This is a genomic window from Fictibacillus arsenicus (assembly GCF_001999465.1).
Lineage (GTDB): Bacteria > Bacillota > Bacilli > Bacillales > Fictibacillaceae > Fictibacillus > Fictibacillus arsenicus.
The window spans coordinates 989997-1013155 of sequence record NZ_MQMF01000001.1 but is presented as its reverse complement, the minus strand read 5'-3'; the positions used below and the strand labels follow the sequence as shown (position 1 = coordinate 1013155).

The 23159-nt window shown below is 43.1% G+C and carries 18 protein-coding genes; 11 read left to right on the top strand and 7 right to left on the bottom strand.

Annotated elements, in window-relative coordinates:
- Nucleotides 1–19 precede the first annotated feature (19 nt).
- The 5 genes from UN64_RS04930 to UN64_RS04910 all read right to left on the bottom strand — a co-directional run bounded on the left by UN64_RS04930 (nucleotide 20) and on the right by UN64_RS04910 (nucleotide 5494).
- Nucleotides 20–598: an ANTAR domain-containing response regulator gene (locus UN64_RS04930; RefSeq protein WP_077360266.1), complete on the bottom strand. Its 579-nt coding sequence runs from the start codon at nucleotides 596–598 to the stop codon at nucleotides 20–22.
- Nucleotides 595–2010: a histidine kinase N-terminal domain-containing protein gene (locus tag UN64_RS04925; RefSeq protein WP_077360264.1), complete on the bottom strand. Its 1416-nt coding sequence runs from the start codon at nucleotides 2008–2010 to the stop codon at nucleotides 595–597. Before UN64_RS04925 ends, UN64_RS04930 begins: the two co-directional genes overlap by 4 nt.
- Nucleotides 2011–2363: 353 nt before the next feature.
- Nucleotides 2364–3575: a M20 metallopeptidase family protein gene (locus tag UN64_RS04920; RefSeq protein ID WP_077360262.1), complete on the bottom strand. Its 1212-nt coding sequence runs from the start codon at nucleotides 3573–3575 to the stop codon at nucleotides 2364–2366.
- 124 nt (nucleotides 3576–3699) lie between these two features.
- Nucleotides 3700–4425, bottom strand: coding sequence for a CDP-diacylglycerol--serine O-phosphatidyltransferase (gene pssA, locus UN64_RS04915; RefSeq protein WP_077360260.1), 726 nt, complete (start codon nucleotides 4423–4425; stop codon nucleotides 3700–3702).
- Nucleotides 4426–4747: 322 nt separating this feature from the next.
- A complete protein-coding gene (locus tag UN64_RS04910; RefSeq protein ID WP_077360258.1) occupies nucleotides 4748–5494 on the bottom strand; it encodes a MurR/RpiR family transcriptional regulator in 747 nt (248 codons plus the stop codon).
- A gap of 166 nt (nucleotides 5495–5660) precedes the next feature.
- On the opposite strand from UN64_RS04910, the gene UN64_RS04905 reads away from it, so the two are divergent.
- The 4 genes from UN64_RS04905 to UN64_RS04895 all read left to right on the top strand — a co-directional run bounded on the left by UN64_RS04905 (nucleotide 5661) and on the right by UN64_RS04895 (nucleotide 13426).
- Nucleotides 5661–7622 carry a fructose-specific PTS transporter subunit EIIC gene (locus UN64_RS04905; RefSeq protein ID WP_077360256.1) on the top strand — a complete coding sequence of 654 codons (1962 nt, stop codon included), beginning with the start codon at nucleotides 5661–5663 and terminating at the stop codon, nucleotides 7620–7622.
- An 88-nt stretch (nucleotides 7623–7710) separates the two neighbouring features.
- On the top strand, nucleotides 7711–10371 hold the full coding sequence (locus UN64_RS20450) for a glycoside hydrolase family 38 N-terminal domain-containing protein (protein ID WP_139343016.1): 2661 nt from the start codon (nucleotides 7711–7713) through the stop codon (nucleotides 10369–10371).
- Nucleotides 10372–12045 carry an alpha-amylase family glycosyl hydrolase gene (locus UN64_RS20445; RefSeq protein WP_139343015.1) on the top strand — a complete coding sequence of 558 codons (1674 nt, stop codon included), beginning with the start codon at nucleotides 10372–10374 and terminating at the stop codon, nucleotides 12043–12045.
- 238 nt (nucleotides 12046–12283) lie between these two features.
- Complete coding sequence (locus tag UN64_RS04895) at nucleotides 12284–13426, top strand: glycerate kinase (RefSeq protein WP_077360254.1); 1143 nt, start codon at nucleotides 12284–12286, stop codon at nucleotides 13424–13426.
- A gap of 114 nt (nucleotides 13427–13540) precedes the next feature.
- Here UN64_RS04895 and UN64_RS04890 read toward each other — a convergent pair whose 3' ends face one another.
- Entirely contained in the window at nucleotides 13541–13879 is a 339-nt protein-coding gene (locus tag UN64_RS04890; RefSeq protein ID WP_077360252.1) for a hypothetical protein, read from the bottom strand.
- 106 nt (nucleotides 13880–13985) lie between these two features.
- On the opposite strand from UN64_RS04890, the gene UN64_RS04885 reads away from it, so the two are divergent.
- The 5 genes from UN64_RS04885 to UN64_RS04865 all read left to right on the top strand — a co-directional run bounded on the left by UN64_RS04885 (nucleotide 13986) and on the right by UN64_RS04865 (nucleotide 19769).
- Nucleotides 13986–14753: a LamB/YcsF family protein gene (locus tag UN64_RS04885; RefSeq protein WP_077360250.1), complete on the top strand. Its 768-nt coding sequence runs from the start codon at nucleotides 13986–13988 to the stop codon at nucleotides 14751–14753.
- Between the two features lie 413 nt (nucleotides 14754–15166).
- Nucleotides 15167–15931: a DeoR/GlpR family DNA-binding transcription regulator gene (locus UN64_RS04880; RefSeq protein ID WP_245801960.1), complete on the top strand. Its 765-nt coding sequence runs from the start codon at nucleotides 15167–15169 to the stop codon at nucleotides 15929–15931.
- Nucleotides 15932–15933: 2 nt separating this feature from the next.
- Nucleotides 15934–17241, top strand: a complete 1308-nt coding sequence (locus UN64_RS04875) for a four-carbon acid sugar kinase family protein (RefSeq protein WP_077360246.1) — start codon at nucleotides 15934–15936, stop codon at nucleotides 17239–17241.
- A gap of 46 nt (nucleotides 17242–17287) precedes the next feature.
- On the top strand, nucleotides 17288–18310 hold the full coding sequence (pdxA, locus tag UN64_RS04870; protein ID WP_077360244.1) for a 4-hydroxythreonine-4-phosphate dehydrogenase PdxA: 1023 nt from the start codon (nucleotides 17288–17290) through the stop codon (nucleotides 18308–18310).
- A gap of 85 nt (nucleotides 18311–18395) precedes the next feature.
- A complete protein-coding gene (locus UN64_RS04865; RefSeq protein ID WP_077360241.1) occupies nucleotides 18396–19769 on the top strand; it encodes a GntP family permease in 1374 nt (457 codons plus the stop codon).
- Between the two features lie 55 nt (nucleotides 19770–19824).
- On the opposite strand, the gene UN64_RS04860 is transcribed toward UN64_RS04865, so the two are convergent.
- Complete coding sequence (locus UN64_RS04860; protein WP_077360239.1) at nucleotides 19825–21231, bottom strand: DHA2 family efflux MFS transporter permease subunit; 1407 nt, start codon at nucleotides 21229–21231, stop codon at nucleotides 19825–19827.
- Between the two features lie 111 nt (nucleotides 21232–21342).
- On the opposite strand from UN64_RS04860, the gene UN64_RS04855 reads away from it, so the two are divergent.
- Nucleotides 21343–21534, top strand: coding sequence for a hypothetical protein (locus tag UN64_RS04855; RefSeq protein WP_077360237.1), 192 nt, complete (start codon nucleotides 21343–21345; stop codon nucleotides 21532–21534).
- Between the two features lie 118 nt (nucleotides 21535–21652).
- Nucleotides 21653–22948, top strand: a complete 1296-nt coding sequence (locus tag UN64_RS04850) for a hypothetical protein (RefSeq protein ID WP_077360235.1) — start codon at nucleotides 21653–21655, stop codon at nucleotides 22946–22948.
- Nucleotides 22949–23159 lie beyond the last annotated feature (211 nt).

Here is a 23159-nt window from a genome sequence, read left to right as displayed (position 1 = left end):
CGTCTTTGCCGGGTTTTATTTACATGTCATTTGCGTATTTTTTCAATATTGCATTCGCTGTGCGTTCGAGCGAGACTTGCTGTTTCATACTGAAGTTCCGCATCTTCTCATAAGCGGCTTGTTCGTTCAGCTTCTTCACTTTCATGAGAACGCCCTTTGCACGTTCGATCTGCTTTCGGGCATTCATTTTTTTATCTCTTTGTAAAAGCTCTTCTTCATATTGCACTCGTTGCTGGGCTTGAGAGAGTGCGATTTCAACTGCTGGAATCAAGTTCGTCTCAGAGACCGGTTTTACAAGATATCCAAGCACGTTCGCTTTTTTTGCATCTTCCACAAACTCTTTTTGGCTAAAGGCAGTAAGCATAAGAATAGGAGTTTTACTTTGTTTGGCGATGATCTGGCTTGCTTTTAGTCCGTTCATCTTCGGCATTTTGATATCCATGATCATTAAATCAGGTTGCAGCTGGTGAGCAAGCTCAATTGCTTTTTCTCCGTTATCACCCTCCGCTATCACGTGATAGCCCGCATCAGTGAGCATTTCTTTTAGATCCATTCTCAAAATCGCTTCATCTTCAATCACAATAATTTTTGGTTTCAAACTGCTTCCACCTCTTTTAATGGAAAAGTGATAACCGCTTTTGTACCGCTCTTTGTTTTTTCAATAGTAAACGTTCCGGCTAAATCGTGACATACAATTGTGTTCACAATATCGAGTCCAAACGAGGATTGATTAGAGGAAGAATAGCCAATACCGTTATCCTCAACTAAGACCTCAAAATGATCCTGAACATCTGAAAAATAAATACTGATGTTTCCTTGATGCTGCTTTTTAAAAGCATGCTTCAAACAGTTTTGAATAAGTTCATTGATGGTAAGGGCTAATGAAACGGCAACATCTGATTTTAAATACATCTCTTCACCATGAAACTCGATGGACACTTCAGCGTCAGCACACAACCGGCTTTGGATAGACATTTGTCCGATCCGTTCGATAAGCTGTTTGATCTCGACTTCATCAATCTTGGAACTTTCGAGCAGTTCTTCATGAACGGCCGCTATGCTGGAGATCCGGTTTAGACTTTGCTGAATACCTTCAGGACCGCCGCCGCGTTTCATCTGCAGCCGCAGAAGACTGGATACAGTTTGCAGGTTGTTTTTTACACGATGATGAATTTCCTGGATGACCGCTGACTTCACCATAAGCTGGCGTTCTTTTTCCCGGAGCTCCGTAAGATCACGGATCACGACGAGAATCCCTGTAATTTGTCGTTGGTTAACGAGTATGATCTGTTTCACTTCGAGCACTTTTTTTCCGACATTTACTTCTTGTTGCAGAATGCTTTCAGTTTCTTCATAAATACCCTTTATAAAAGGGAGGCGGTCATGGATGAACGTTCCGAGAATCTCCGTTTTTCCATCTAATTCTTTAATCAGACAACCCGCACATGAGTTGTAATACAGAATTCTGCCTTTTGGATCGAGAAGCAGAAGGGACTCCTGAATCATGTTGGAGATGATAGAGTCTTGCTCAGTTAGTCCGATTAAGGTTTGGCTTAGCTGTTCGTTCGTTTCCGATAGAGTTTTTACTTTATTTTCGTGATGAACCTGTTCGCTCACGTCTTCTTCCATGATGAGTGAACCGATCGTTTCGCCGCGTTCATTTTTAATAGGAACAACACTTTGTTTTACGTATTTTGCTTCTTGAGTGATGGCGCGCATTCTTTTCATCGGCTTGCCGGTTTTATGGGTAAAAGCAACGGCAGGCTCGAAGGACGCATATGCGTACTTTCCGACTACAGATTTTGAGTAAAGAGAAGGAGCGTTGGCAGGCTTTGCTTCAGCTACAACGATGGCGTGCTTGCCGTCGTTTGCTGGACAATCGATAAATAGGTTTGATTGGGTTAGATCGGCAGTGAGTTGAAGGGACTTTGATTTTTCAATAATGATTTCAATATCTGACAGGGTTAAGTTGGTATATTGCGTGCAAAGTTCTTGAATGGTACGGTGCATGGTTGTCTCCTTTCTCACTACTTTAAGAAGGCTGACTCCTGTTTTCGTAAACATTGTTGCAATTAGAAAGGTTGATTTCCGCTTCAGGTTGCTCGCTTTCCGTGGGGCGTGCGGTGAGCCTCCTGGCGCTTTGCGCCGTCAGGAGTCTCACCTGTCCCGCTCGTCCCACAGGAGTCTCGCACCTTGCGCTCCAATCAACTATTCAAAGAAGTGGCAACAATCTTTTAAAAACCAAAAAGGGGCGGCACAAATACTCCCGCTAAATTCGCAGGAATACCCATACATAGCCCCTTTGCTTACGTACTTTTCACTTATAGATTGATTCTAAAATAATGTTAATATTCTGTCAATAATCAAACTTTTCCAGTGAGTATTTGTTTTGTCGCTGTTTGGCTGCTTAAATATTGAATCGCAGCTTCACACATGACAGAGACCCCCGTTGTAAGCGCATCTTCTTCAAAGAGGACACCAGCATTATGCAGTGAAAGTTTTGATTCTGGTTTTTCATTATGTGTACCTAATCTAAACAGAACCCCAGGCACCTGTTCTGCGTAAAACGAAAAATCTTCAGAGCCTAATGATGGGTTTTCGAGATAGACGAGGCGGCCTTCTCCAAGCGTTTCGGTTACAACACGGTCAATGAGTTCGACCATCGAATCGTCACTTATCAGCGGGGGAGTCGCCATTGTATAAGAGATTTCAGCTTCACCGTTCATGCTCTCAGCTGTTTTGGAAACAACTCGGTTAATTATTTCAGGCATTCTTTTTTGAAGTTCAGGGTTCACGGTTCGAATCATTCCAGACAAGTGAACGGTCGATGGAATCACGTTCGGTGCTGTACCGCCATTAATTTTTCCGATTGTAAGAACAGCTGGCTCGGTAGGTGCAACCTCACGTGAAATGACGGTTTGGAGCGTTGAAACAACTTGTCCGGCTATGACGATCGGATCTACACACTTATGCGGATGAGCGGCGTGTCCTGCTTTTCCGTGAATCGTAATCTCAATAAAATCAGCAGCGGCGGTAATCGGACCTTTTCGGATACCGATCGTTCCAGCTGGAAGATCAGGCCAGCAATGCAGCGCTATAATCGCATCCACATCAGGATTTTGAAGCACGCCTTTTTCGATCATCTTTTTAGCACCTGTTAATTTCTCCTCACCAGGCTGGAAAATGAGTTTAATGTTCCCGTTGATTAAGTGGCGGTGCTGGTTAAGAAGGATAGCGGCACCGAGCAGGATGGAGGTGTGGAAATCGTGTCCGCAAGCATGCATAACACCAGGGTTGTTTGAGCTGAATTTGAGATCGGTTTGTTCCTGAATCGGAAGGGCGTCCATATCTGCACGCAGTGCAATGGTTTTACCAGGTGAGTCTCCTTTGATGAGTCCGACAACACCTGTTTCGGCTACGTTTCTTAACACCTCGATGTTGTTTTCTTCTAATATGTTTGCAACAAATTCAGCGGTTTTGTATTCGGAAAAACTCAGCTCTGGGTATTGGTGCAGGTGACGACGGTATTCAATGATTCGGTGCTTGATGGATTCTGCCAACTGTAAAAAAGACACGTTTAATCCCTCCTGAACAAAAAAGGAGCCCCAGTCCTATACCCGAAGTATAGTGATGGAAAGCTCCTTTGCTGATTATATTTACTTTTTTATAAATGTATCGGATGATGGCCGCTTCGTCAATTTAAAATCGTCTTCTCTTGTTGCGAGGCTTCCGTTTTCGTTTAATAATTTTAATCTCTTTTACTTTAATGAACCTCATGCTAATAAATAAGATGTACGTTATAAGTGCGACATAAAAGAAAATGGGAACACTTTCGAATTGGTTCTTGGCCACCAAATAAAACATATAGAATAAAAACAGCGTGATAATCGTTCCGTATCTTGGCAGCGGAATGTCTTTCAAACTCGGAATTTTGATGGTGCTAACCATCATTAATGCTACTCCGTAAAAGATTAAGACGAAAATCCATAGCGGAATCATTTTTACAAAAAAGACTAAGAAAACGACGATGCCACCAGCAGGCGGGATCGGAATACCTTTAAAGTATTTCATGGATTCTTCTGAGTCGGTAATATTAAATCGGGCAAGTCGGTAAGCACCGAATAACGGGAATAGGCCAGCAAGAACGTAACCCCACATGCCTAAGTGCGCAAAATAGGAGTTTGCCGCTATAAAGGCAGGAGCCACACCAAACGAAACGACGTCTGCCAGGGAATCGAGCTCCTTACCAAGTGTGCCGGAAACGCCGAGGATCCGTGCTGCTCTTCCATCAACAGCATCCAGCATCATTGCGATAAAAATCAGCATGGCTGCGTTTCGAAAATCGCCATGTGCGGCATATCCAATAGAAAGAAATCCGCAAAATAAGTTCCCTAAAGTTAATAAATTCGGAATATGTTTTTTCATATTACACGTCCTTAAAAAGTACTCTATCTCTATGATAGACCATTTTCTGTTAAAAAGTTAATCTTTTTTAGTTAAATGACAATCTTAACAGAGTTTTGAGGAAGAAAAAAGGAAAAAATCAGATAGGAACTTTCGCTCTTGAGCGAAGATCGACATTTTTGAGCGGTAGTTTGGTATTTTGAGCGAAACGGGGGGATTTTGAGCGAAAGTCGACCTAGTTTGAGCGAAAAACAAACTTTTTGAGCGAACGTGTAACAGATAAAAGAACACGTACCGTGAAAAACAAAAATAACGCAGGGACTGGCCACAAAACCAGTCCCCTCTATTTAACGCTCTTCTTCAAATAACTCTCAAACAGCAAATCAATCAGCAGCATCAGCGTGGATCTCGCGGTGATGTCATACCCCGCAAACTTCACGCGATCGACCGTCATACTTAAATTCGTTTTCACCATTTTACCTAAAGTGGAATCGGACGAGTTGGTGATCGCTACTGTGTCTACAACTTTATACGTCAGTTTTTCCGCGGCCTGCACCAGGGTTTTCGTTTCGCCGCTTGATGAGATAAAGAAAACAAGGTCATCTGGCTGAACCATGTTTGGCAACAGATCGATCATGTGTGATTCATATGTATAGTGAGTTTGCTTGTTCGTCTGCATCAAAAGCTTGCTAAAATACTCCGCCATCATTTTGGACAAGCCGACACCGACGACAATGACACGTTTTGCGTTTACCATTCTCTCGCTCAATTTTTCTAGTTCACTTGTTTGAATCGTTTCAAATGCCGAGACGAACTCATCTTTATAGCGGTCAACTGGATTATCGTCCAACAGAGATTGCTGGTTTTCAATTGTCTTCAATATATATTTCAGCTCCGAAAAGCCTTCTAATCCGAGTTTGTGAGACATCCTTACAATCGTAGTGGTACTCACGTTGTTCACTTTTGCGATCTCGGTCAGTGAATGTTTTTTCGCCGCGTCTAGATTCCCATCTATATAGTAGAGCACTTGTTTTTCGGTTGGTGTGAGTTCGGCCAGGCGGCTTCCGAACTGATCTAAGACTTTCCCCATTCCTAACTTCCTCTTTTCCGTACATGTCTTTCCCTTAGTATAGCCCATTTTTCATTCTGTACAAATATACAGCGACTGTACAAAGATAACGCTTACTTTTGTGATAAAACTTAAGTATAGATATTTGGAAGTGCTTTCATACTAGGGAAAGATAGGAGTGAACGTCATGCAACTTAGAAACATGACCCATTCGAATTTAGTGATGTTCGATGTTGACGCTCAAAATAAAGAGCAAGTCATTCGGCAGCTAATTTCTAACATTTATAAAGAAGGTTATATAGAATCAGAAGACGCTTTATTGGAAGCGGTTTTAAAACGCGAGGAGCAATCTCCGACAGGAATGGAGAAAGGTCTTGCGATCCCGCATGGTAAGTCTTCAACGGTTAAAAAAGCCGTTTTCGCCGTAGCGCGTTTGAAGACGCCACTCGCTGATTGGGAAAGCATCGACCCGAACAACAAAGTTCAACTCGTGTTCCTAATCGCGATTCCTGAAAGTGAAGCAGGTACAACACACTTAAAAGTATTGTCCACATTGAGCACAAACTTAATGCGTGATGGATACTTAGAGGGCTTGATGGCGGCAGAAACATCTGAAGAATTTTTAAACAGACTGGATGTAAAAGAGAAATCGGAAGCTCCATCTGAAAAAGAGTTTACGAAGACAGTTGTTGCGATTACAGCTTGTGCAACAGGTATCGCTCATACGTATATGTCGGCTGAAGCTTTAGAAAAAGCAGGTCGCGAATTAGGCGTTAAAGTACTTGTTGAAAAACAGGGGGCGAACGGGATTGAGGACGAACTAACTGCAGATGTTATTAAAAATGCAGATGCGGTTATCTTCGCAACAGACATCGCTCCTAAAAAGAAAGAGCGTTTCGCGGGAAAAGCATATGTGGCAACACGTGTTGCGGAACCACTCAGACGCGGTAAAGAATTGATTCAAAAAGCTCTCGACAAGCCTGATGGAGTAGTTGAAGCAGGTGACGCAGACGAGTCATCAACAACAACTTCAAACGGCGGCGGATTTTTCAAAGACATGGTTCAAGCCGTTATGACTGGTATCTCTTACATGATTCCGGTTATCGTTGCCGGTGGTCTGATGATGGGGATCGCGAAACTTGGTGCGATGCCGTTCGGACTTGTTAATGAACTCGGTGATCCGAAATATGCAACACACTCAAATGAACTATTCGTTATTTTACATCATTTAGATAAGTTTGGCGGATTGATCTTTAAGTTTATGTATCCGATATTCGCTGCTTTCGTAGCCTATTCACTGGCTGACCGTGTTGGTTTAGTAGCCGGATTTATCGGAGGAGCTTTTGCGGGCGGACTTCATTACACGTTCTGGAACAACCCGGAAGGTATTCCGTCTGGATTCTTAGGGGCTTTAATTCTAGGTTTGGCAGCGGGTTACATCGCTCGTTTCTTGAACCAAAAGATTCAGTTGAACAAAAATTTGGCTGCGATGAAACCGATGTTCATCATCCCTGCAGTCTCTGTATTATCGATTTTCTTCTTAAACTTTTACATTGTAGACCCTGTGTTTGGCGGGTTGAATGTTGTTCTGCGTAACTGGATTGAAGCGGCGCAAGGTACTGGAGATGTTGTATTGGCATCTATCATCGCGTCTGCGACTGCTTTTGACCTTGGTGGACCGATCAACAAAGCAGCCGGTGCGATCGCGATCGGACTTGCGGCTGACGAAGTTTATCCGTTAACGGCACGTGTATTGGCAATCGTTATTCCACCAATCGGACTTGGACTAGCAGTTATTATCGACAAATATGTAGTAGGACGCCGTGTATTTCCGGCTGACCTTCGAATCGCAGGTAACACATCGTTACTATTAGGATTCCTTGCAATCTCTGAGGGTGCGATTCCTTTCATGCTTCGTAACCCGCTGATTACGATTCCGATCAACATCATCGGTGCAATCCTTGGTGCAAGTACAGCTGTACTTCTAGGAGCTGTACAATGGCTGCCGCTTCCTGCAATCTGGGGCTGGCCGCTTGTTGAAAACCTATGGGCATACTTGTTAGGACTAGTAGTCGGTGCAGGATTCATAGCATTCACGAACATCTTCGTACGATTTGCGATTTTAAAGAAAAAAGAGAGACAAGCATAAAAACTAAAGGGGCGCATCTTGAAAAAGATGACCCCTCTTTCTGTTAAAAGTAGAGAAAATGAGTGGAGCAACTTGGGAGGGAACCAGCATGAAACAGAAAAAAGTTTACGTCGTACCGCATTCCCATTGGGATCGTGAGTGGTACTTTACAATAGAAGATTCAAACCTATTACTCGTTGAAAATATGGACCGTTTGCTGGACGTAATGGAGAACGATCCGGAATATACAGGGTATGTGTTTGACGCGCAAAGCTCGATTATCGATGAATATTTGAAGATCAGACCAGAGGAGAAAGAACGTTTGGCTAGGCTGATCTCCGACAAGCGTATCTTCGTTGGACCTTGGTATACACAAGCCGATTCATTGCTTGTGAACCGAGAGTCTTTGATTCGTAACCTGATGTACGGAACGCGAATCGCTGAAAAAATGGGGCATTCCATGAACGTTGGATACTTGCCTGATATTTTCGGTCAGAACACGTATCTGCCTTCGATGTTCAAAGAATTTGATATCGACTATAGCGTGCTTCAGCGCGGAATTTACACAGATCAATTGAATGGGGACCTAAATTTTACTTGGAAATCTCCAGACGGAGAGAGCGTGAAGGCAAACAACATCTATTTCGGCTACGGTCCTGGTAAGTTTTTATCAGCCGACTCCGACTATATGGAAGAACGTTTACTGCCGATTTTAGAAAAAATAGCAGATTTAAACGAGAATACGGATAACTTGCTGCTGCCTGCTGGCGGAGACCAAGTACTTGTCCGCGATCATTTTCCTGAAACCGTAAAAAAGTTAAACGAAATCGATATGAAGCATGAGTATGTTCTTTCAGATTATGAAACGTTCATGAAAGACACGTGGGAGACTGGAAACTTCGAGAACGTGATTGAAGGAGAATTGATCGCGACACAAAAATCCAGAATCCATAACACCATTCGTTCACAGCGCTATGACATCAAAAAGCTGAATGATATCGCGGAGGAAAAAGTAATCTATGAGCTTGAGCCATTAGCGAGTTTAGCGAGCACGATCGGTTTCAAGTATCCACAGAAATGGCTTGATGAGATGTGGAAGATGCTGTTTGATGTGCACGCGCATGACAGCATCGGCGGATGTAACTCTGACGACACGAACCAAGAGATCGTGAACCGTTTAACAAAAGTAATCCGCATGGCTGACGGGTGCTTGAATCTATTGAAAAAGCAGATGACAGAAGCGGTGAGCCGTAAGCTAGGAAAGGACTCTATCTTTGTTGTATTCCACATGCTTCCGAAAGCTTTAACTGGATCTCAAAAGATCGTTCTTTTTACAAAAGGAAATGCATTTAACGTTCGTGATTTAAATGGAAATCCGGTAGCGCTTGATGTGTTGAATCAGGAGTACATCTCGGGCGGAAAGACGATCGTCGTTACAGCAGAAGGCGAAAAAGAAGTTGATGCACCAGGTTACTACCGAAATGAAGTGCTGCTTCGCGATGTGAAGCTGCCTGCGATGGGCTATGAAACGTTTGAAGTGGTTGAAGGCGGAGAAAACGACCTTCTATCTCATAAGTTTTTAAACAGTCATTTAATCGAGAACGACCATTTCCGCATTTTTGAGGAGAATGGGATACTAAATCTTGAAGTAAAAGCTACTGACCAAACGATATCTGATTTTATGAGATTCGAAAATGTTGCAGACGCTGGTGACTCGTACGACTTCTCACCTCTAGAAGAAGATGCACCAATCTATTCGAAAAAAGTGCTGTCTGTGTTCGTGGAAGCGAGTGCGGGGACTGAATTTATGGAAGTTGTTCATGTGTTGAACGTTCCGGGCAACTTAAAAGACCGAAAATCAGGCGATATTAAAAAAGGACTAGCGGTTGTAACGCGATTCGAGCTTCGTAAAGGTGAAAATTTTATCCGAGTTAAACATGAGATCGAAAATGATGTGAAGGATCACCGCGTTCGCGTGCTGCTTCAAACATCCATTGAATCACCTGAACATTCTTTTGGTGATCAAGGCTTTAGCTTGATTCAGCGACCAACAGTTAATCAATATATGGAAAACTGGCGTGAACAGAAGTTTGCAGAAGCTCCAGTACCGATCTATCCATTGGAAAACTTGGCTGGCGCGACGAATGGTGAATGGACTGCCGCTTTCCTGACAAAAGGAATCAAGGAATATGAGCTGATTAAGGAAACAGGTGAGATGGCGCTGACATTGTTCAGAAGTGTTGGGCTGCTCGGCCGCGACAACTTGGCTTGGAGACCAGGAAGAGCGTCTGGAATCAACAACAAAGTCGTTTACACACCTGATGCTCAAATGCAGGAAAAGATGACGTTTGAGTATGCGATTCATATCGGAAAAGGTCACGATGTTAAACAGTTGTTTAAATTTGTGGACCAATATCGCGGTCATTCTTTAAGTTATCAAAAGCAATCACTGAACACATTTGAAGAGCGGCTTGACCGTTTTGAGATTCCTTATCCGGTTGATATTCTGCCAGCTAGCTTCAGTTTGTTTGAATCAACAGGAGATGTTTTCTTGAGCACACTGAAAAAAGCACACGATGACAATTCTGTAATTTTACGCTTGTTTAACCCGAGTGAGCAAGAACAGACGGTGGTGTTATCGAGCGAACACATCCAGTCTGTTTCACAAACGAAACTGAACGAGAAAAGCGTAATCGACGTTAAGGATGAAGTAACTGTTAGACCCAAAGGATACGTTACACTGAAACTGGTTATGAAGGAGAATGCGTAAATGAGTTTTCCAGAAAAAGTTGAGAAGCTGCTAAAAACGATCTATGGTGAGGACTTTTTACCTGAATATAAAAACGAGATTTTAAATCTTGTTGAGGCGTGGAAAAAGAAAGAGTGGAGCAAAACAGCTCCCCTTTCCGAGAAAAATGTGTATCTGATCACTTACGGCGACATCATTAAAGAAGAAGGTCAGCCGACGTTAAAGACGCTGAACAAGTTCATTAATGAATATGCAAAAAATGAGATCACAGATGTTCACTTGCTGCCGATGTTTCCGTACACATCTGATGACGGTTTCTCTGTAGTCGATTACCGTGAGATTCATCCTAATCTTGGCGACTGGTCTGATATTGAACGCTTTTCTGGGGATTACCGTCTCATGTTTGATTTTGTGGCGAATCATATGTCCAAATCGAGCAAGTGGTTTCAAGGGTATCTGAAGGGTGAGCCGGAATATGCGAGCTACTTCATTCCTCGTGAAGACGGATTTGATGCTTCAAAGGTGGTTCGTCCGCGTACGTCGCCTCTTTTCCATGAATATGAAGGCGGGAAGACAGCTTGGACAACTTTCTCTGAAGATCAGGTGGATGTGAACTTTAAGCATTTTCCGGCGTTAATGGAAATGACGGATATTTTATTAGAGTATGCGAACCGTGGCGGGACAAGCATTCGTCTAGACGCGATCGGCTTTATGTGGAAAGAATCGGGCACGACTTGTATCCACTTGCCGCAAACGCATGCGATCATTCAGTTATGGCGTGAAATTTTAGAACAGTTGGAGTTAAACACTTTATTAATTACAGAGACGAACGTACCTCATAAAGAAAACATCAGCTATTTTGGTGATGGCGAGAATGAGGCGCACATGGTGTATCAGTTCTCCTTGCCGCCTCTAGTACTGCACACGTTAACAACACATGATGCGAGTAAACTGACTGGCTGGGCGAAAACGATTGAAAAAGTTTCTGATTCAGCTACTTATTTTAACTTTTTAGCAAGTCATGACGGAATCGGCATGCGTCCGACGGAAGGAATTTTAACGGAAAAAGAGCGTACAGTTTTGGCTGAAAAAGTGCTGGAGAACGGCGGCCGCGTATCATACAAGAGTAATCCGGATGGAACGGAATCTCCTTATGAGCTGAACATCAATTATATGGACGCGCTCATCAACAAGGACGAAGATGTAAGTGAGGATGTTCAAGTTCAGAAGATGCTTGCGGCACACTCCGTACTGTTTTCAGTGATGGGAGTTCCGGCAGTGTATTATCACTCGCTTTTAGGATCTGAAAATGATTATGAAGGCTTAGAGTCATCAGGAATCAACCGAAGGATCAATCGTGAAAAATTCGACTATGAAGATTTGGTTGGTCAGCTGGAAACTTCAACGCGCAGGCAGAAGGTTTTTACGGGATTGAAGAAACTGATTCGTACTCGCCAAGGCGAGAGCGCGTTTAATCCGTTTGCGGCTCAATTGATTTTAGAGCTTGGCGAGCAGGTATTTGCGTTAGTACGCAGAAATGAAGAGACAGGTGAAACGGTGTTGTTTGTTGTGAACGCTGCATATGACACGGTTGAAGTTGAGCTTCCGTTTGGTGGACCTGACCTTTGGAGCGGAGAAACAGTCGAAGGATCTGTTGAGCTCGCGCCGTATCAGTTTATGTGGATCAAAAAATAAAGGCAGCTAAATCACAGTTGTTTTTGAAAGTAGTTGATTTCCGTTCCAGGTTGCTCGCTTTCCGCGGGGCGTGCGGTGAGCCCCCTAGGCTTTTTCAGCCTGACGTGGTCTCACCTGCCCACTCGTCCCGCAGGAGTCTCGCACCTTGCACTCCAATCAACTTAACTATGGAGACAACTAAAACAACCTCACAAGCAACAATTTAATAGAAAAAGAAAAATAAAAGAAGGTGGACGCAATGAAGATTATCATCGCTCCCGATTCGTTTAAAGAAAGCATGACGGCGGCCGAAGTCTGTGCCGCTGTCAAGGTTGGATTTCGGAAAGTGTTTGGGGACACTGAATATGTGCAAGTTCCTGTTGGTGATGGTGGAGAAGGAACCGTTCAGTCGGTCGTGGACGCGACGGATGGTCAAATCGTTGAAGTTACAGCGACAGGTCCGCTCGGAGAAAAAGTGGATGCCTTTTATGGACTGACAGGTGACGGGAAGACGGCAGTGATCGAGATGGCTGCCGCTTCTGGTCTCCATCTTGTTCCGAGAGAGAAACGAAACCCTTTGGTGACAACGACTCGCGGGACGGGCGAACTGATTTTAGATGCTCTCGATAAAAAAGTGGAACGTATCGTGCTCGGTCTTGGCGGATCGGCGACGAACGACGGTGGAGCAGGAATGGCTTCAGCTCTTGGTGTGAAATTTTTAGATGTAAATGGTGAGGAGCTTCGTCCGGGCGGAGAAGCGTTAGGCGAACTGCTTACAATTGACGTATCTGACATGGACCCGCGATTGAAATCAGTAAAAGTAGATGTTGCATGTGATGTGACGAACCCGTTGACTGGACCACTGGGAGCATCTGCTGTCTTTGGTCCGCAAAAGGGAGCGACACCTGAGAAGGTTGGCGTTTTGGATGCGGGTTTGAAAAGATACGCTGAAGTTGTGGAGCGGAATCTTGGCTTGCAAGTGGATGAACTTCCAGGAGCAGGTGCTGCAGGTGGATTAGGTGCTGGAGTTGTCGCGTTTTTAGACGGAAAACTGCAAAGCGGAATCGACCTCGTGCTTGATGTTATCGGATTTGAAGAAGCTGTTCGTGATGCGGATCTTGTGATCACAGGCGAAGGCCGGATTGATTCCCAGACGGTTCATGGGAAAGCACCAGTTGGTGTGGCCAAACGTGCAAAAGCTGTGGCGCCAGATATTCCAGTCGTTGCAATCGCAGGAAGCATCGGTCCGGATTACGAAGCAGTGTTTGGACATGGCATCGATGCAGTTTTTAGTGTTGTTAACGGTGTAGTTACGTTAGAAGAAGCACTGGCGAACGGATCGGTTAATGTTGAAAAAACAGCTGAAAACATCGCGCGTTTGTTACAATTGAAAATAAATTAGCCCCTTGCTCTCAAGGGGCTTTCCTCATTTATATAGGATTTGAGATTTTTAGAAGTGATTCTTGAAGTGTGATGTTTGGGGACTTATTGTGAGGCAACCTACACGAAATGAACGTTAATGCTTTTGTTTATGCATCATCTTTAACGACGCGATCACGTCATCATTTTGGCTAACTTCGATACGGTTCACAGTATCACGAATTTCGTTAACATCAGTTTCTAATGTATCAAGTCTGGATACAATCTGTTGCTGGCCCACTTCTAAGTTTGTGACTTTATTGTCTAAATTAAAGAATTTATTATCTAATTCAGAAACTTTGTTATCTAATACAGAAACCTTATTATCTAAATTAGAAACCTTATTATCTAAATTAGAAACCTTATTATCTAAATCAGAAACTTTGTTATCGATGCTAAGTAATTTTACTAAAATTTCATTCAATACTTTTTCCATATTTCTCACCTCCTTCATTAGTATTCCTAATGATTTTACAATATATAAAACTTGTCGTACAGTTGGGGTAAATTAAACATGTGTTTAAATTCGAGGAGGTTTTTGCATGAGTGTTATTGATATTAACTGCGATATGGGCGAGAGTTTTGGCGCTTACAGACTCGGAACGGATGAAGAGATTTTAAAGTACGTGACGTCAGCTAACATTGCGTGCGGATTTCATGCTGGTGATCCAGCGACAATGAGAAAAACGGTGAAGCTGGCTCTTGAGCATGGGGTTGGAATCGGCGTTCACCCTGGCTTGCCTGACCTTGCAGGGTTTGGTCGCCGCAATATTGATATTTCGCCTCAAGAAGCGTATGAAATGGTGGTGTATCAGATCGGTTCGTTATGGGCGTTTGTTCAGTCAGAAGGCGGAACGATTCAACATGTGAAGCCTCATGGTGCACTTTACAACATGGCTGCAGTGAACCGTGAGCTGTCAGAAGCCATTGCAGAAGCGGTTTATAAGGTTAATCCGGATTTGATTTTGTTCGGCCTTGCCGGAAGTGAGCTTGTGAAGGCAAGCGAGAAGGCAGGACTTCGCACGGCATCAGAAGTTTTTGCAGACAGAACGTATCAGCAGGATTGCACGCTGACCTCCCGAAAGCTGCCGAACTGCATGATTGAAGATGACGATGAGGCTGTTGCACAAGTGATCCGCATGGTAAAAGAGGGGAAAGTACTGACCCAGCAGGATGTGGACGCGGATATCACCGCAGATACGGTTTGTATCCACGGAGATGGAGCACATGCACTTTCTTTTGCGAAAAAGATTAGGCAGACGCTTGAGGATTCGGGGATAACTGTTCGTAAAATTGGTGAAACTTTATAAAAAATGTTGTAAGCTGGTTCGAATGTGTATGTGATTACACAGATGAGCCAGCTTTTTTTTGATTACCTTCTTATATGAGAATGTTTGAGGTTCGAAATGAAGCATGATTGTAGTTGACCGGGTGAAACAAGCGAAGTGTGTGAAACATTTCAGTGACTCACTTTCCACGGGAGGCGCGTTGACTCAAGGCTAAACAGGTTGCCGAGTCTCGTCGTACCTTACACTCTAATCACTTTACCAATGAATCCAATCAAAATCTCCCCCTTAGAAGCTACAATCTTCTAAAAAACATCAAACAAAACACAGTTTTTGTTTCTTTTGAACAATTTTACGAAAAAACATTGACTTATGTGTTCATTTGTAACAAAATACTTTATATAAAGTGTTCGAAATTAACAAAGGTGATGATAAAGGTGCCTAAAGAGCGTAGAAATGAAATTCTTAAACAATTGAATGCTAATGGAAAAATTGATATTGAAGATCTTGTGAGTAAATTAAATGTTTCAGCGATGACTATTCGACGGGATCTTGCTTTTCTTGAGGAAAACGACAAGATTATTCGGACACACGGTGGTGCGATCTTAAATAAACCACTCGTTGTTGAATCAACTTTTGCCTCCAAAGAAGGGAAATTCAATGCGCAAAAGAAAATGATCGCTCAAAAAGCGATTGAGTTTATTCAAGAGCATTCAACCATTCTTTTAGATTCTGGCACCACAACATTAGAGATCGCAAAACTGCTCAAAGAAAAAAAGACGATAACGGTTGTGACAAATGATATAAAAATTGCAGCAGAGCTGATTGATACTCGTGTAAAAGTGATCGTGACGGGCGGCGAATTGCAAAATAATGTAGGAACATTATTCGGACCGCTGACCGAACAAATGCTGAAGAACATCCATGTTGATGTCTTTTTCCTAGGTGCCCATGCGATTGACTTTAAAGCAGGAGTTACGGCACCTACTTTTGAGAAGGCTTCCATCAAAAAGCTCATGATTGAAGCATCAGAAAAAACGTGGCTAGTAGCTGATTCAAGCAAATTTGATCAAAAATCTCTCACAAAAGTATGCGGCTTAAATCAGATCTCAGGCGTAATTACGGATCACAGCATTACTTCTGAATTGAAAGAAAATATAAGTGAATATCTGGAAGTTGTCATTGTTGAAGGTGGTGAGTAATCATGAAAGTCGGTGTCATTGCGGATGATTTAACGGGTGCGAACGCAACGGGAGTCAAACTCGTGAAACAAGGATTTGAGGCTGCGACTATGGTTTATTATGATCAGCCCCTTGTATCAGGCAGCTATAACGCTGTTTGTATCGACACAGATAGTAGATATGCCAGAAGAGATGTTGCGGAAATGCGAATTGAAAAGTCGATAGAAAACCTGAAATCCTGGGGAGCAGATGTGATATGCAAGCGAATCGACAGCACGGTAAGAGGAAATATCGGCATTGAAGTTGATAAGGTTCTGAATGAACTGGGAGAAAAATCAATTGCCGTTGTTGTCGCATCATTTCCTGACTCAAGCCGTATCACATCTGGCGGATATCTTTTAGTGAATGGTGTACCAGTTCAAGCGACTGATGTTGCAAAAGATCCAGTTACACCGCTGACTGAATCGTTTGTCCCTTCTATTATTAAAAAACAAAGTGAACATCCTGTTACTCATCTCGGGCTTGAAACTGTCCTTCAAGGAAAAGATATCATTCTACAAGATTTGAAGAAACGGATTCAAGAAGGGAACCGGATTATCGTTATGGATGCGGTGACCGACGAAGAGATTGAAGATATTGCACATGCCATGGCTTTAATAGAGGATTATCAGCTAGTACCGGTTGATCCGGGGCCGCTTACTGCGTACTATTCAAAAGCTTATACAAGTCAGCACACACAAAGCAAAAAGATTATCGTAACCGTTGGAAGTGTGACATCGTTAAGCGCACAGCAACTGGATTACTTAATCGATAAAACAGATGCTATACCCGTCTATGTAGATGCAAATAAACTGGCTAGCCTATCAGAAAGCTGGGAAACAGAAGTTGACCGGGTGGTACAAGAAGCTTTAGAACAAATTCGCATGCAAGATATTCTGGTGATCACGACCAATTCGCCTGCAGCTGAACGATTAGATCTTAAACGATTATCTGAAGGACAAGGTGTAAGTCAAGACCAGCTAGCAAAACGAATCGCGGATGGATTAGGCAAAATTACGCGATTAGTCATTCAATCAACTTCGTACGAAATCGGCGGATGCTTCTCAAGTGGAGGTGATGTTACAGCTTCTCTATGTTCGGTGGGAAGAGCGGAAGGAATCAAACTAAAAGACGAAATCCTTCCACTAGTCGCATATGGGGAGTTCATTGGAGGATATTTCAATGGTATCCCTTTAGCCACAAAGGGTGGAATGGTTGGCGACAAAAAATCGATTTACACGATAGTAAAGCATCTTTTAACCAATCAAACGTCAACAAAACAAGTGAATTAAGTTTATAAAAAACTTTAAAATAAATACTTTCGAGGAGGAACTTAACATGACAACAACAACAAACGAGAGAGCAATAATTGCCATTCCGATGGGTGACCCTGCAGGTATAGGGCCAGAAATCACGATGAAATCTCTTACAAAAAAAGAGATCTATGATATTAGTAAACCACTAGTAATCGGGGATGCAGCCGTATTGGAGAAAGCAATTGCGATTGTTGGAGCAGATCTAACAATTAATGAAGTAAGTTCACCAGCAGAAGGAAAGTATGAGCTGGGGACTGTTGATGTAATTAACTTAAATAATATTGATATGGATCAGCTTCAATACGGTGAAGTTTCTGCTCAAGGTGGGCAAGGAGCTTTTGAATATATCCAAAAATCAGTAGAACTTGCAATGGCTGGAGAAGTTAAAGCACTTGCTACAACACCTATCAATAAAGAATCACTAAAGGCGGCAAAAGTTCCTTATATCGGTCATACGGAAATGCTTGAAGCATTAGCAGGTTCCAACGATCCGTTAACGATGTTTGAAGTAAGAGGGATGAGAATTTTCTTTTTAACCCGTCATCTGTCACTTAAAGATGCGATTGACGCTATGACAAAAGAACGCGTACATGATTATTTGATACGCTGCGACAGAGCACTTGCTCGTCTTGGTGTTGAGAACAGAAGATGGGCGGTTGCAGGCTTAAATCCTCATGGAGGGGAAGGCGGTTTGTTCGGCTGGGAAGAAGTAGAACAGATTAGACCAGGCATCGAACTGGCTGCTGCAGACGGAATCAACGTAGTAGGTCCAGTTCCGGCTGACTCTGTATTCTTCCAGGCATTAAACGGAAAATATGATGCCGTTTTATCTCTATATCATGACCAGGGTCATATCGCAGCGAAAATGACAGATTTCCATGGAACAATTTCGATCACAAACGGCTTACCTTTCTTAAGAACATCTGTAGACCATGGAACCGCTTTTGATATTGCAGGTAAGAATATTGCAGAAAGCACAAGTATGGAACAATGCATCAAGCTTGCCGCTCAATACGCACCAAAGTTTACTGCGAATAGCTTATAAAAAATTAATAACGTGAAGGGTGTAAAATCGCCCTTCACTATTATAGTAGCAAAATAAAAGCGCTTACAAAATAGGGGGTATTAACATGGAAGTTTCAGGAGCACAAATGGTAGCTGGTTTAGTTCTTGGTGTTATTGCATTAATCTTTTTTGTATTAAAAACAAAAGTTCATGCGTTTTTAGCTTTGATTATTGCAGCCTCCATCGCAGGATTAGTAGGTGGAATGGAGCCGGGTAAAGTGGCAGACACCATTTCTGCCGGATTCGGAAGCACGTTAGCATCCATTGGTATCGTTATTGGTCTTGGAGTAATGATCGGACGAATTCTTGAAGTATCAGGAGCTGCAGAAACATTAGCTTATTCGTTAATCAAATTTGTAGGCAGGAAAAAAGAAGAATGGGCCATGGCTATAGCAGGTTACATCGTGTCTATTCCTATTTTTGTAGATTCAGCGTTTGTAATTTTAAATCCGCTTGTAAAAGCACTTTCTAAAAAGACAGGAAAATCAGTTATTTCTTTGGGTGTTGCATTGGCTGTAGGTCTTGTCATTACTCACTCTTTAGTACCACCTACACCCGGACCTCTTGGGGTAGCAGGCATTTTCGGAGTGGATATTGGTTTAATGATCGGTCTCGGGCTTGTATTTGCTATACCGATTATGATTGCAGGTGTACTTTACGCGAAATGGTTAGGTAAAAAAATCTACCAAGTTCCAGATGATACCGAACTCGGCTTTACAAGACCAAATAAACAAGCTGCTTATCAAGAGTTTATTGAACTTGCCAGTACAAGAGAGAATGATCTTCCTTCACTAAGCCGTTCGCTTGTGCCGATTGTCTTACCGATTCTATTAATCTTTTTAAATACGACATTAACCGCTCTAGAACTGACTACAGGCTTTTATGGTATTCTCATTTTCTTAGGTAAGCCGATTATTGCGGTCAGCATTGGTTTACTCGCTGCCATCTATTTCTTGGCTGGAAATTTAAGCCGTTCTGACTCTCTTGATAGAATGGAAGAGGGAATCCAAACAGCAGGAATCATCCTTCTCGTAACAGGGGCAGGTGGTGCGCTAGGGAACGTACTTCGTGAAAGCGGAGCGGGGGATTATATCGCTAAAAGTATTGCGGATTTGGCGTTGCCGGCCGTTCTGATCCCATTCTTTGTAGCTACGATTGTACGACTTGTCCAAGGAAGCGGAACGGTAGCGATGATTACAGCGGCATCTATTTCAGCACCGATTCTTTCACAGCTTGATGTAAACATGGCATTAGCCGCACAAGCTGCTGCAATGGGTTCAATGGTCTTCTCCTATTTTAATGATAGCCTATTCTGGGTGGTTAACAGAATGTTGGGGATAAAAGATGTAAAAGAACAGATCATGGTATGGTCTGTACCGACGACAATTTGTTGGTTTGTCGGGTTGGTTTCTCTTCTCGTCGCAAATATGATTTTTTAAAAAAATTACGAAAAAAGATGCTCAAAACGAATTGAGCATCTTTTTATTTAGGTGATCATTCCGCAGACTCTTCATCCGCTTTTTCATTTTTAATAAAAAATGAAATAATGAGTCCGATTAAGGATAAAACGGAAACCACAATGAACGCCATGTTGGCGCCATACATATCAGGATAAGAAATCCCAGGGTTATCTTTGGCGTTACCTGCCACTGTTGTCATAACGGTCACCAAAATCGCTGTTCCGACTGATGCGGCGATCATTTTCATCGTATTATCCATCGCGGCGCCGTGCGGTATTAAACGTTTTGGCAATCGATTCAGCCCGGCAGTCGCCACAGGCATCATTACCATCCCTAGCCCCAGCATCCGAATGCTGTACATGACCGTGATAAACGTAAAGGATGTGGATGGGCCGAGTGTCGCGAATGCAAAGGAAGAGCCCGTGATTATAGTTAAACCTGTGAACGCAAGCCATTTCGCGCCGAATTTATCAAATAGCCGGCCGGTAATCGGTGATAACAGCCCCGTAATCAGTGCGCCAGGTAAAAGTGCCAATCCTGCCTCAAACGCTGTAAAATCCCTCATGTTTTGCATAAATAACGGAATAATCGTCTCAGCTCCGATCAGTCCCATAAATGTGATCATCCCAATCGCTACAGTAAGCGGGAAGACTGAGTTGGCAAACACACGAAACTCAAGCATCGGATGTTTTAAACGTAGCTGTCTCGTGATAAAAAGCACAAGCGCCACCACGCCGATTCCCAGCCACAACAAGGTGCTTGAAGCCGTCCATCCTAAGTTCCCCGCGCATGTGAATCCATAAAGAAGTCCGCCGAATCCAAACGAGGACAGGATAATGGATAAAACATCAACCCTTGTTTTCGCCGTCTCTGTCACATTTTTTAAAGCAAAATAAGCGACGATAATATCGATAAGTGCAATTGGTAAGATAATAAAGAATAGTAGCCTCCACGAATAATGCGATGTTACCCAGCCGGACAAGGCTGGACCGATTGCCGGCGCAAATGATATAACAAGACCGACTAACCCCATCGCAGATCCTCGTTTGTTCACCGGAAAAATCATGAGAAAAACAGTTTGCATGAGCGGCAGCATGACGCCAGCTCCGCTTGACTGAATCACCCTTCCAAGCAAGAGCATCTCGAAGTTTGGTGCCAATCCGGCAACTATTGTACCAAAAGCGAATACGCCCATAGCAGAGAGAAAGAGCTGTCTTGTCGTAAAACGCTCTAATAAAAATGCGCTGACTGGAATCATGATCCCGTTCACGAGCATAAACACCGTTGTCAGCCACTGTGCGCTGTTCGCAGTGATGTTCATCTCGTCCATGATCGGCGGTATCGCTGTAATCATCAGTGTTTGGTTCAAGATTGCAATAAACGTTCCGGCAAGAAGCAGAGTTACAATCGTAGACTGTTTATAATTTTGTGTTGCTTCCATTCACATCTCATCCCTGTCAAAAATTATGATGTGTACAGCTTACACGATTTTTATTTGAAATCACATAAAAGTGCTTAGCGTAATATATTAGTTAAAAACCTGGATGATGAGATGGATGCGGAACAGCTAGCTTTGAACGATGACGTGTTACTTTTACTAGATATCTTTGTGATTTTATCGGTTGATAGGAACCCTATGATGGGTGTTTTAGTAGGATTGCTTAAAGCAGTGACAAAAGATCGTTCTCTCAGGATAGCATTTATTTTATTAGTGATCGTATTGAACATGGGAGTGAGAAAATAATCATTTATACCCGGGCATGAGGAAGGATGATGTCTAGCTGTTTTCCTGTTTTTAAACAATTCATACTATTTAAACGATTTCGTTATTATCTTACAATAGGGTGAAAAGGAGGGCTATTGTGAGAATACAAGCTAAGCGATTACTTATTTTAGGGATAATATGTTTATGTAGTATGGTATTTTTCGATTCACAAGCGGCTGAGGCAAAAGAAAAGGACAAGACAAGCTGTTATGACTCAACTGTTTCGTTAACACCAGAGGAACAGAGGATTGAGGATGGGAAGCCGATTCCACAGCAGATTTTAGAAGACAGTGAATTTACTCAATACGTAGATAAGTTTAAGCGAGATCTTTGTTCGGCAAAAAGTGAAAAACAAGCTGAAAAGTTAATCGAAAGACACGGAACGAAGCTATGGAAAACAGCGGTTGACCGTGCTCAGGGGAAACGACCCGATTTAGGAGAGCTCGATACATATGATGATCGTCCGCTATACTGGGCGAGACTCAGCATGACAAGTGCACTAAGACAATGGGATCCACATTTTGAGGTAACAGAAGAAAAACGGGAACAGCTCATGAAAAAGCTAGAGTACACTTCACGTGGGATTACAACGATTCATTTTCTGCAGGGTGAACGAGTTAAGCGTGTCCTCGTAAGTGGTTTTGACCCGTACCGTTTGGAGCAGGAATTTCGCCGTACGAATCCTTCAGGCGCAAGCGGATTGCAGCTCGACGGTCGATTGGTCTGGACGGATGATGGACTAGCTGTGATTCAAGCAGTGAATTTTCCAGTTCGATGGGACGATTTTGAAGAAGGGATTGTTGAAGATACGTTCGGTCCATTTTTAAAAGAAGGTCCGAAGCGTGTGGACTTGATGATGACGATCAGTCAGGGCGGACCTCGCAAAATGGCGATTGAAGGTTATGCCGGTCGCTGGCACACAGGGGCTGACAACAAGCTGGAAGAGCGGGCTGAAGTGACGCCGACCGTTTCTGATTGGCCGATGCCAGAACCGCTCCCGGAATTCATTGAAACAACACTGCCGTATGAAGAAATGATTGCGGCGGAAACAGGTCCATGGCCGGTATTCCGAAACGATGAGGTTTGTGAGTGGCTGCCGCCGAACTTTGAAGATCCAGCTGTTTGTCATGATGGCGGTCCAACACCAGGCTCAAAGGCAAGAGCCGGCGGGGGAGGGAGCTACTTATCGAACGAAAGCATGTACAGATCCAATCGCGTTCGTTTAGGTCTAGGGGCTGACGATATCCCGGGTGGCCACCTTCACATCGCGGCCCAGGAATTTTATCCAGTAGATAAATCGGTTTACATCACCGATGAATTTAAGAATTTCCGCAAGAATACGGTAGATCAGACGGTTGAACTAGTAGAAGCAGCTGCACGAGGAATAGAGTAATAGATTTGGGAAGGGTGCCTTCAGGTCGGAGGGCACTCTTTTTAGTGTGATAACTTTTTATAAAACCATATGAGAAATAAACCTATCGAAATGACAGACACAAGAACGAAAACCCAAATCCCTTCAGCAAAAAGAGAAACAATTAATCCGACGATGCTAAAAATTAATATAAACCAGCCAACTATGAACACTAAACTCAACGTAAATTCTT

What these genes read in the sequence shown, in the direction of transcription:
- UN64_RS04925 (WP_077360264.1), bottom strand. Translation starts at nt 2,010, where the DNA reads ATGCACCGTACCATTCAAGAACTTTGCACGCAATATACCAACTTAACC.
- pssA (WP_077360260.1), bottom strand. Translation starts at nt 4,425, where the DNA reads ATGAAAAAACATATTCCGAATTTATTAACTTTAGGGAACTTATTTTGC.
- UN64_RS04910 (WP_077360258.1), bottom strand. Translation starts at nt 5,494, where the DNA reads ATGGGGAAAGTCTTAGATCAGTTCGGAAGCCGCCTGGCCGAACTCACA.
- UN64_RS04905 (WP_077360256.1), top strand. Translation starts at nt 5,661, where the DNA reads ATGCAACTTAGAAACATGACCCATTCGAATTTAGTGATGTTCGATGTT.
- UN64_RS20450 (WP_139343016.1), top strand. Translation starts at nt 7,711, where the DNA reads ATGAAACAGAAAAAAGTTTACGTCGTACCGCATTCCCATTGGGATCGT.
- UN64_RS20445 (WP_139343015.1), top strand. Translation starts at nt 10,372, where the DNA reads ATGAGTTTTCCAGAAAAAGTTGAGAAGCTGCTAAAAACGATCTATGGT.
- UN64_RS04895 (WP_077360254.1), top strand. Translation starts at nt 12,284, where the DNA reads ATGAAGATTATCATCGCTCCCGATTCGTTTAAAGAAAGCATGACGGCG.
- UN64_RS04890 (WP_077360252.1), bottom strand. Translation starts at nt 13,879, where the DNA reads ATGGAAAAAGTATTGAATGAAATTTTAGTAAAATTACTTAGCATCGAT.
- UN64_RS04885 (WP_077360250.1), top strand. Translation starts at nt 13,986, where the DNA reads ATGAGTGTTATTGATATTAACTGCGATATGGGCGAGAGTTTTGGCGCT.
- UN64_RS04875 (WP_077360246.1), top strand. Translation starts at nt 15,934, where the DNA reads ATGAAAGTCGGTGTCATTGCGGATGATTTAACGGGTGCGAACGCAACG.
- pdxA (WP_077360244.1), top strand. Translation starts at nt 17,288, where the DNA reads ATGACAACAACAACAAACGAGAGAGCAATAATTGCCATTCCGATGGGT.
- UN64_RS04865 (WP_077360241.1), top strand. Translation starts at nt 18,396, where the DNA reads ATGGAAGTTTCAGGAGCACAAATGGTAGCTGGTTTAGTTCTTGGTGTT.
- UN64_RS04860 (WP_077360239.1), bottom strand. Translation starts at nt 21,231, where the DNA reads ATGGAAGCAACACAAAATTATAAACAGTCTACGATTGTAACTCTGCTT.
- UN64_RS04855 (WP_077360237.1), top strand. Translation starts at nt 21,343, where the DNA reads ATGGATGCGGAACAGCTAGCTTTGAACGATGACGTGTTACTTTTACTA.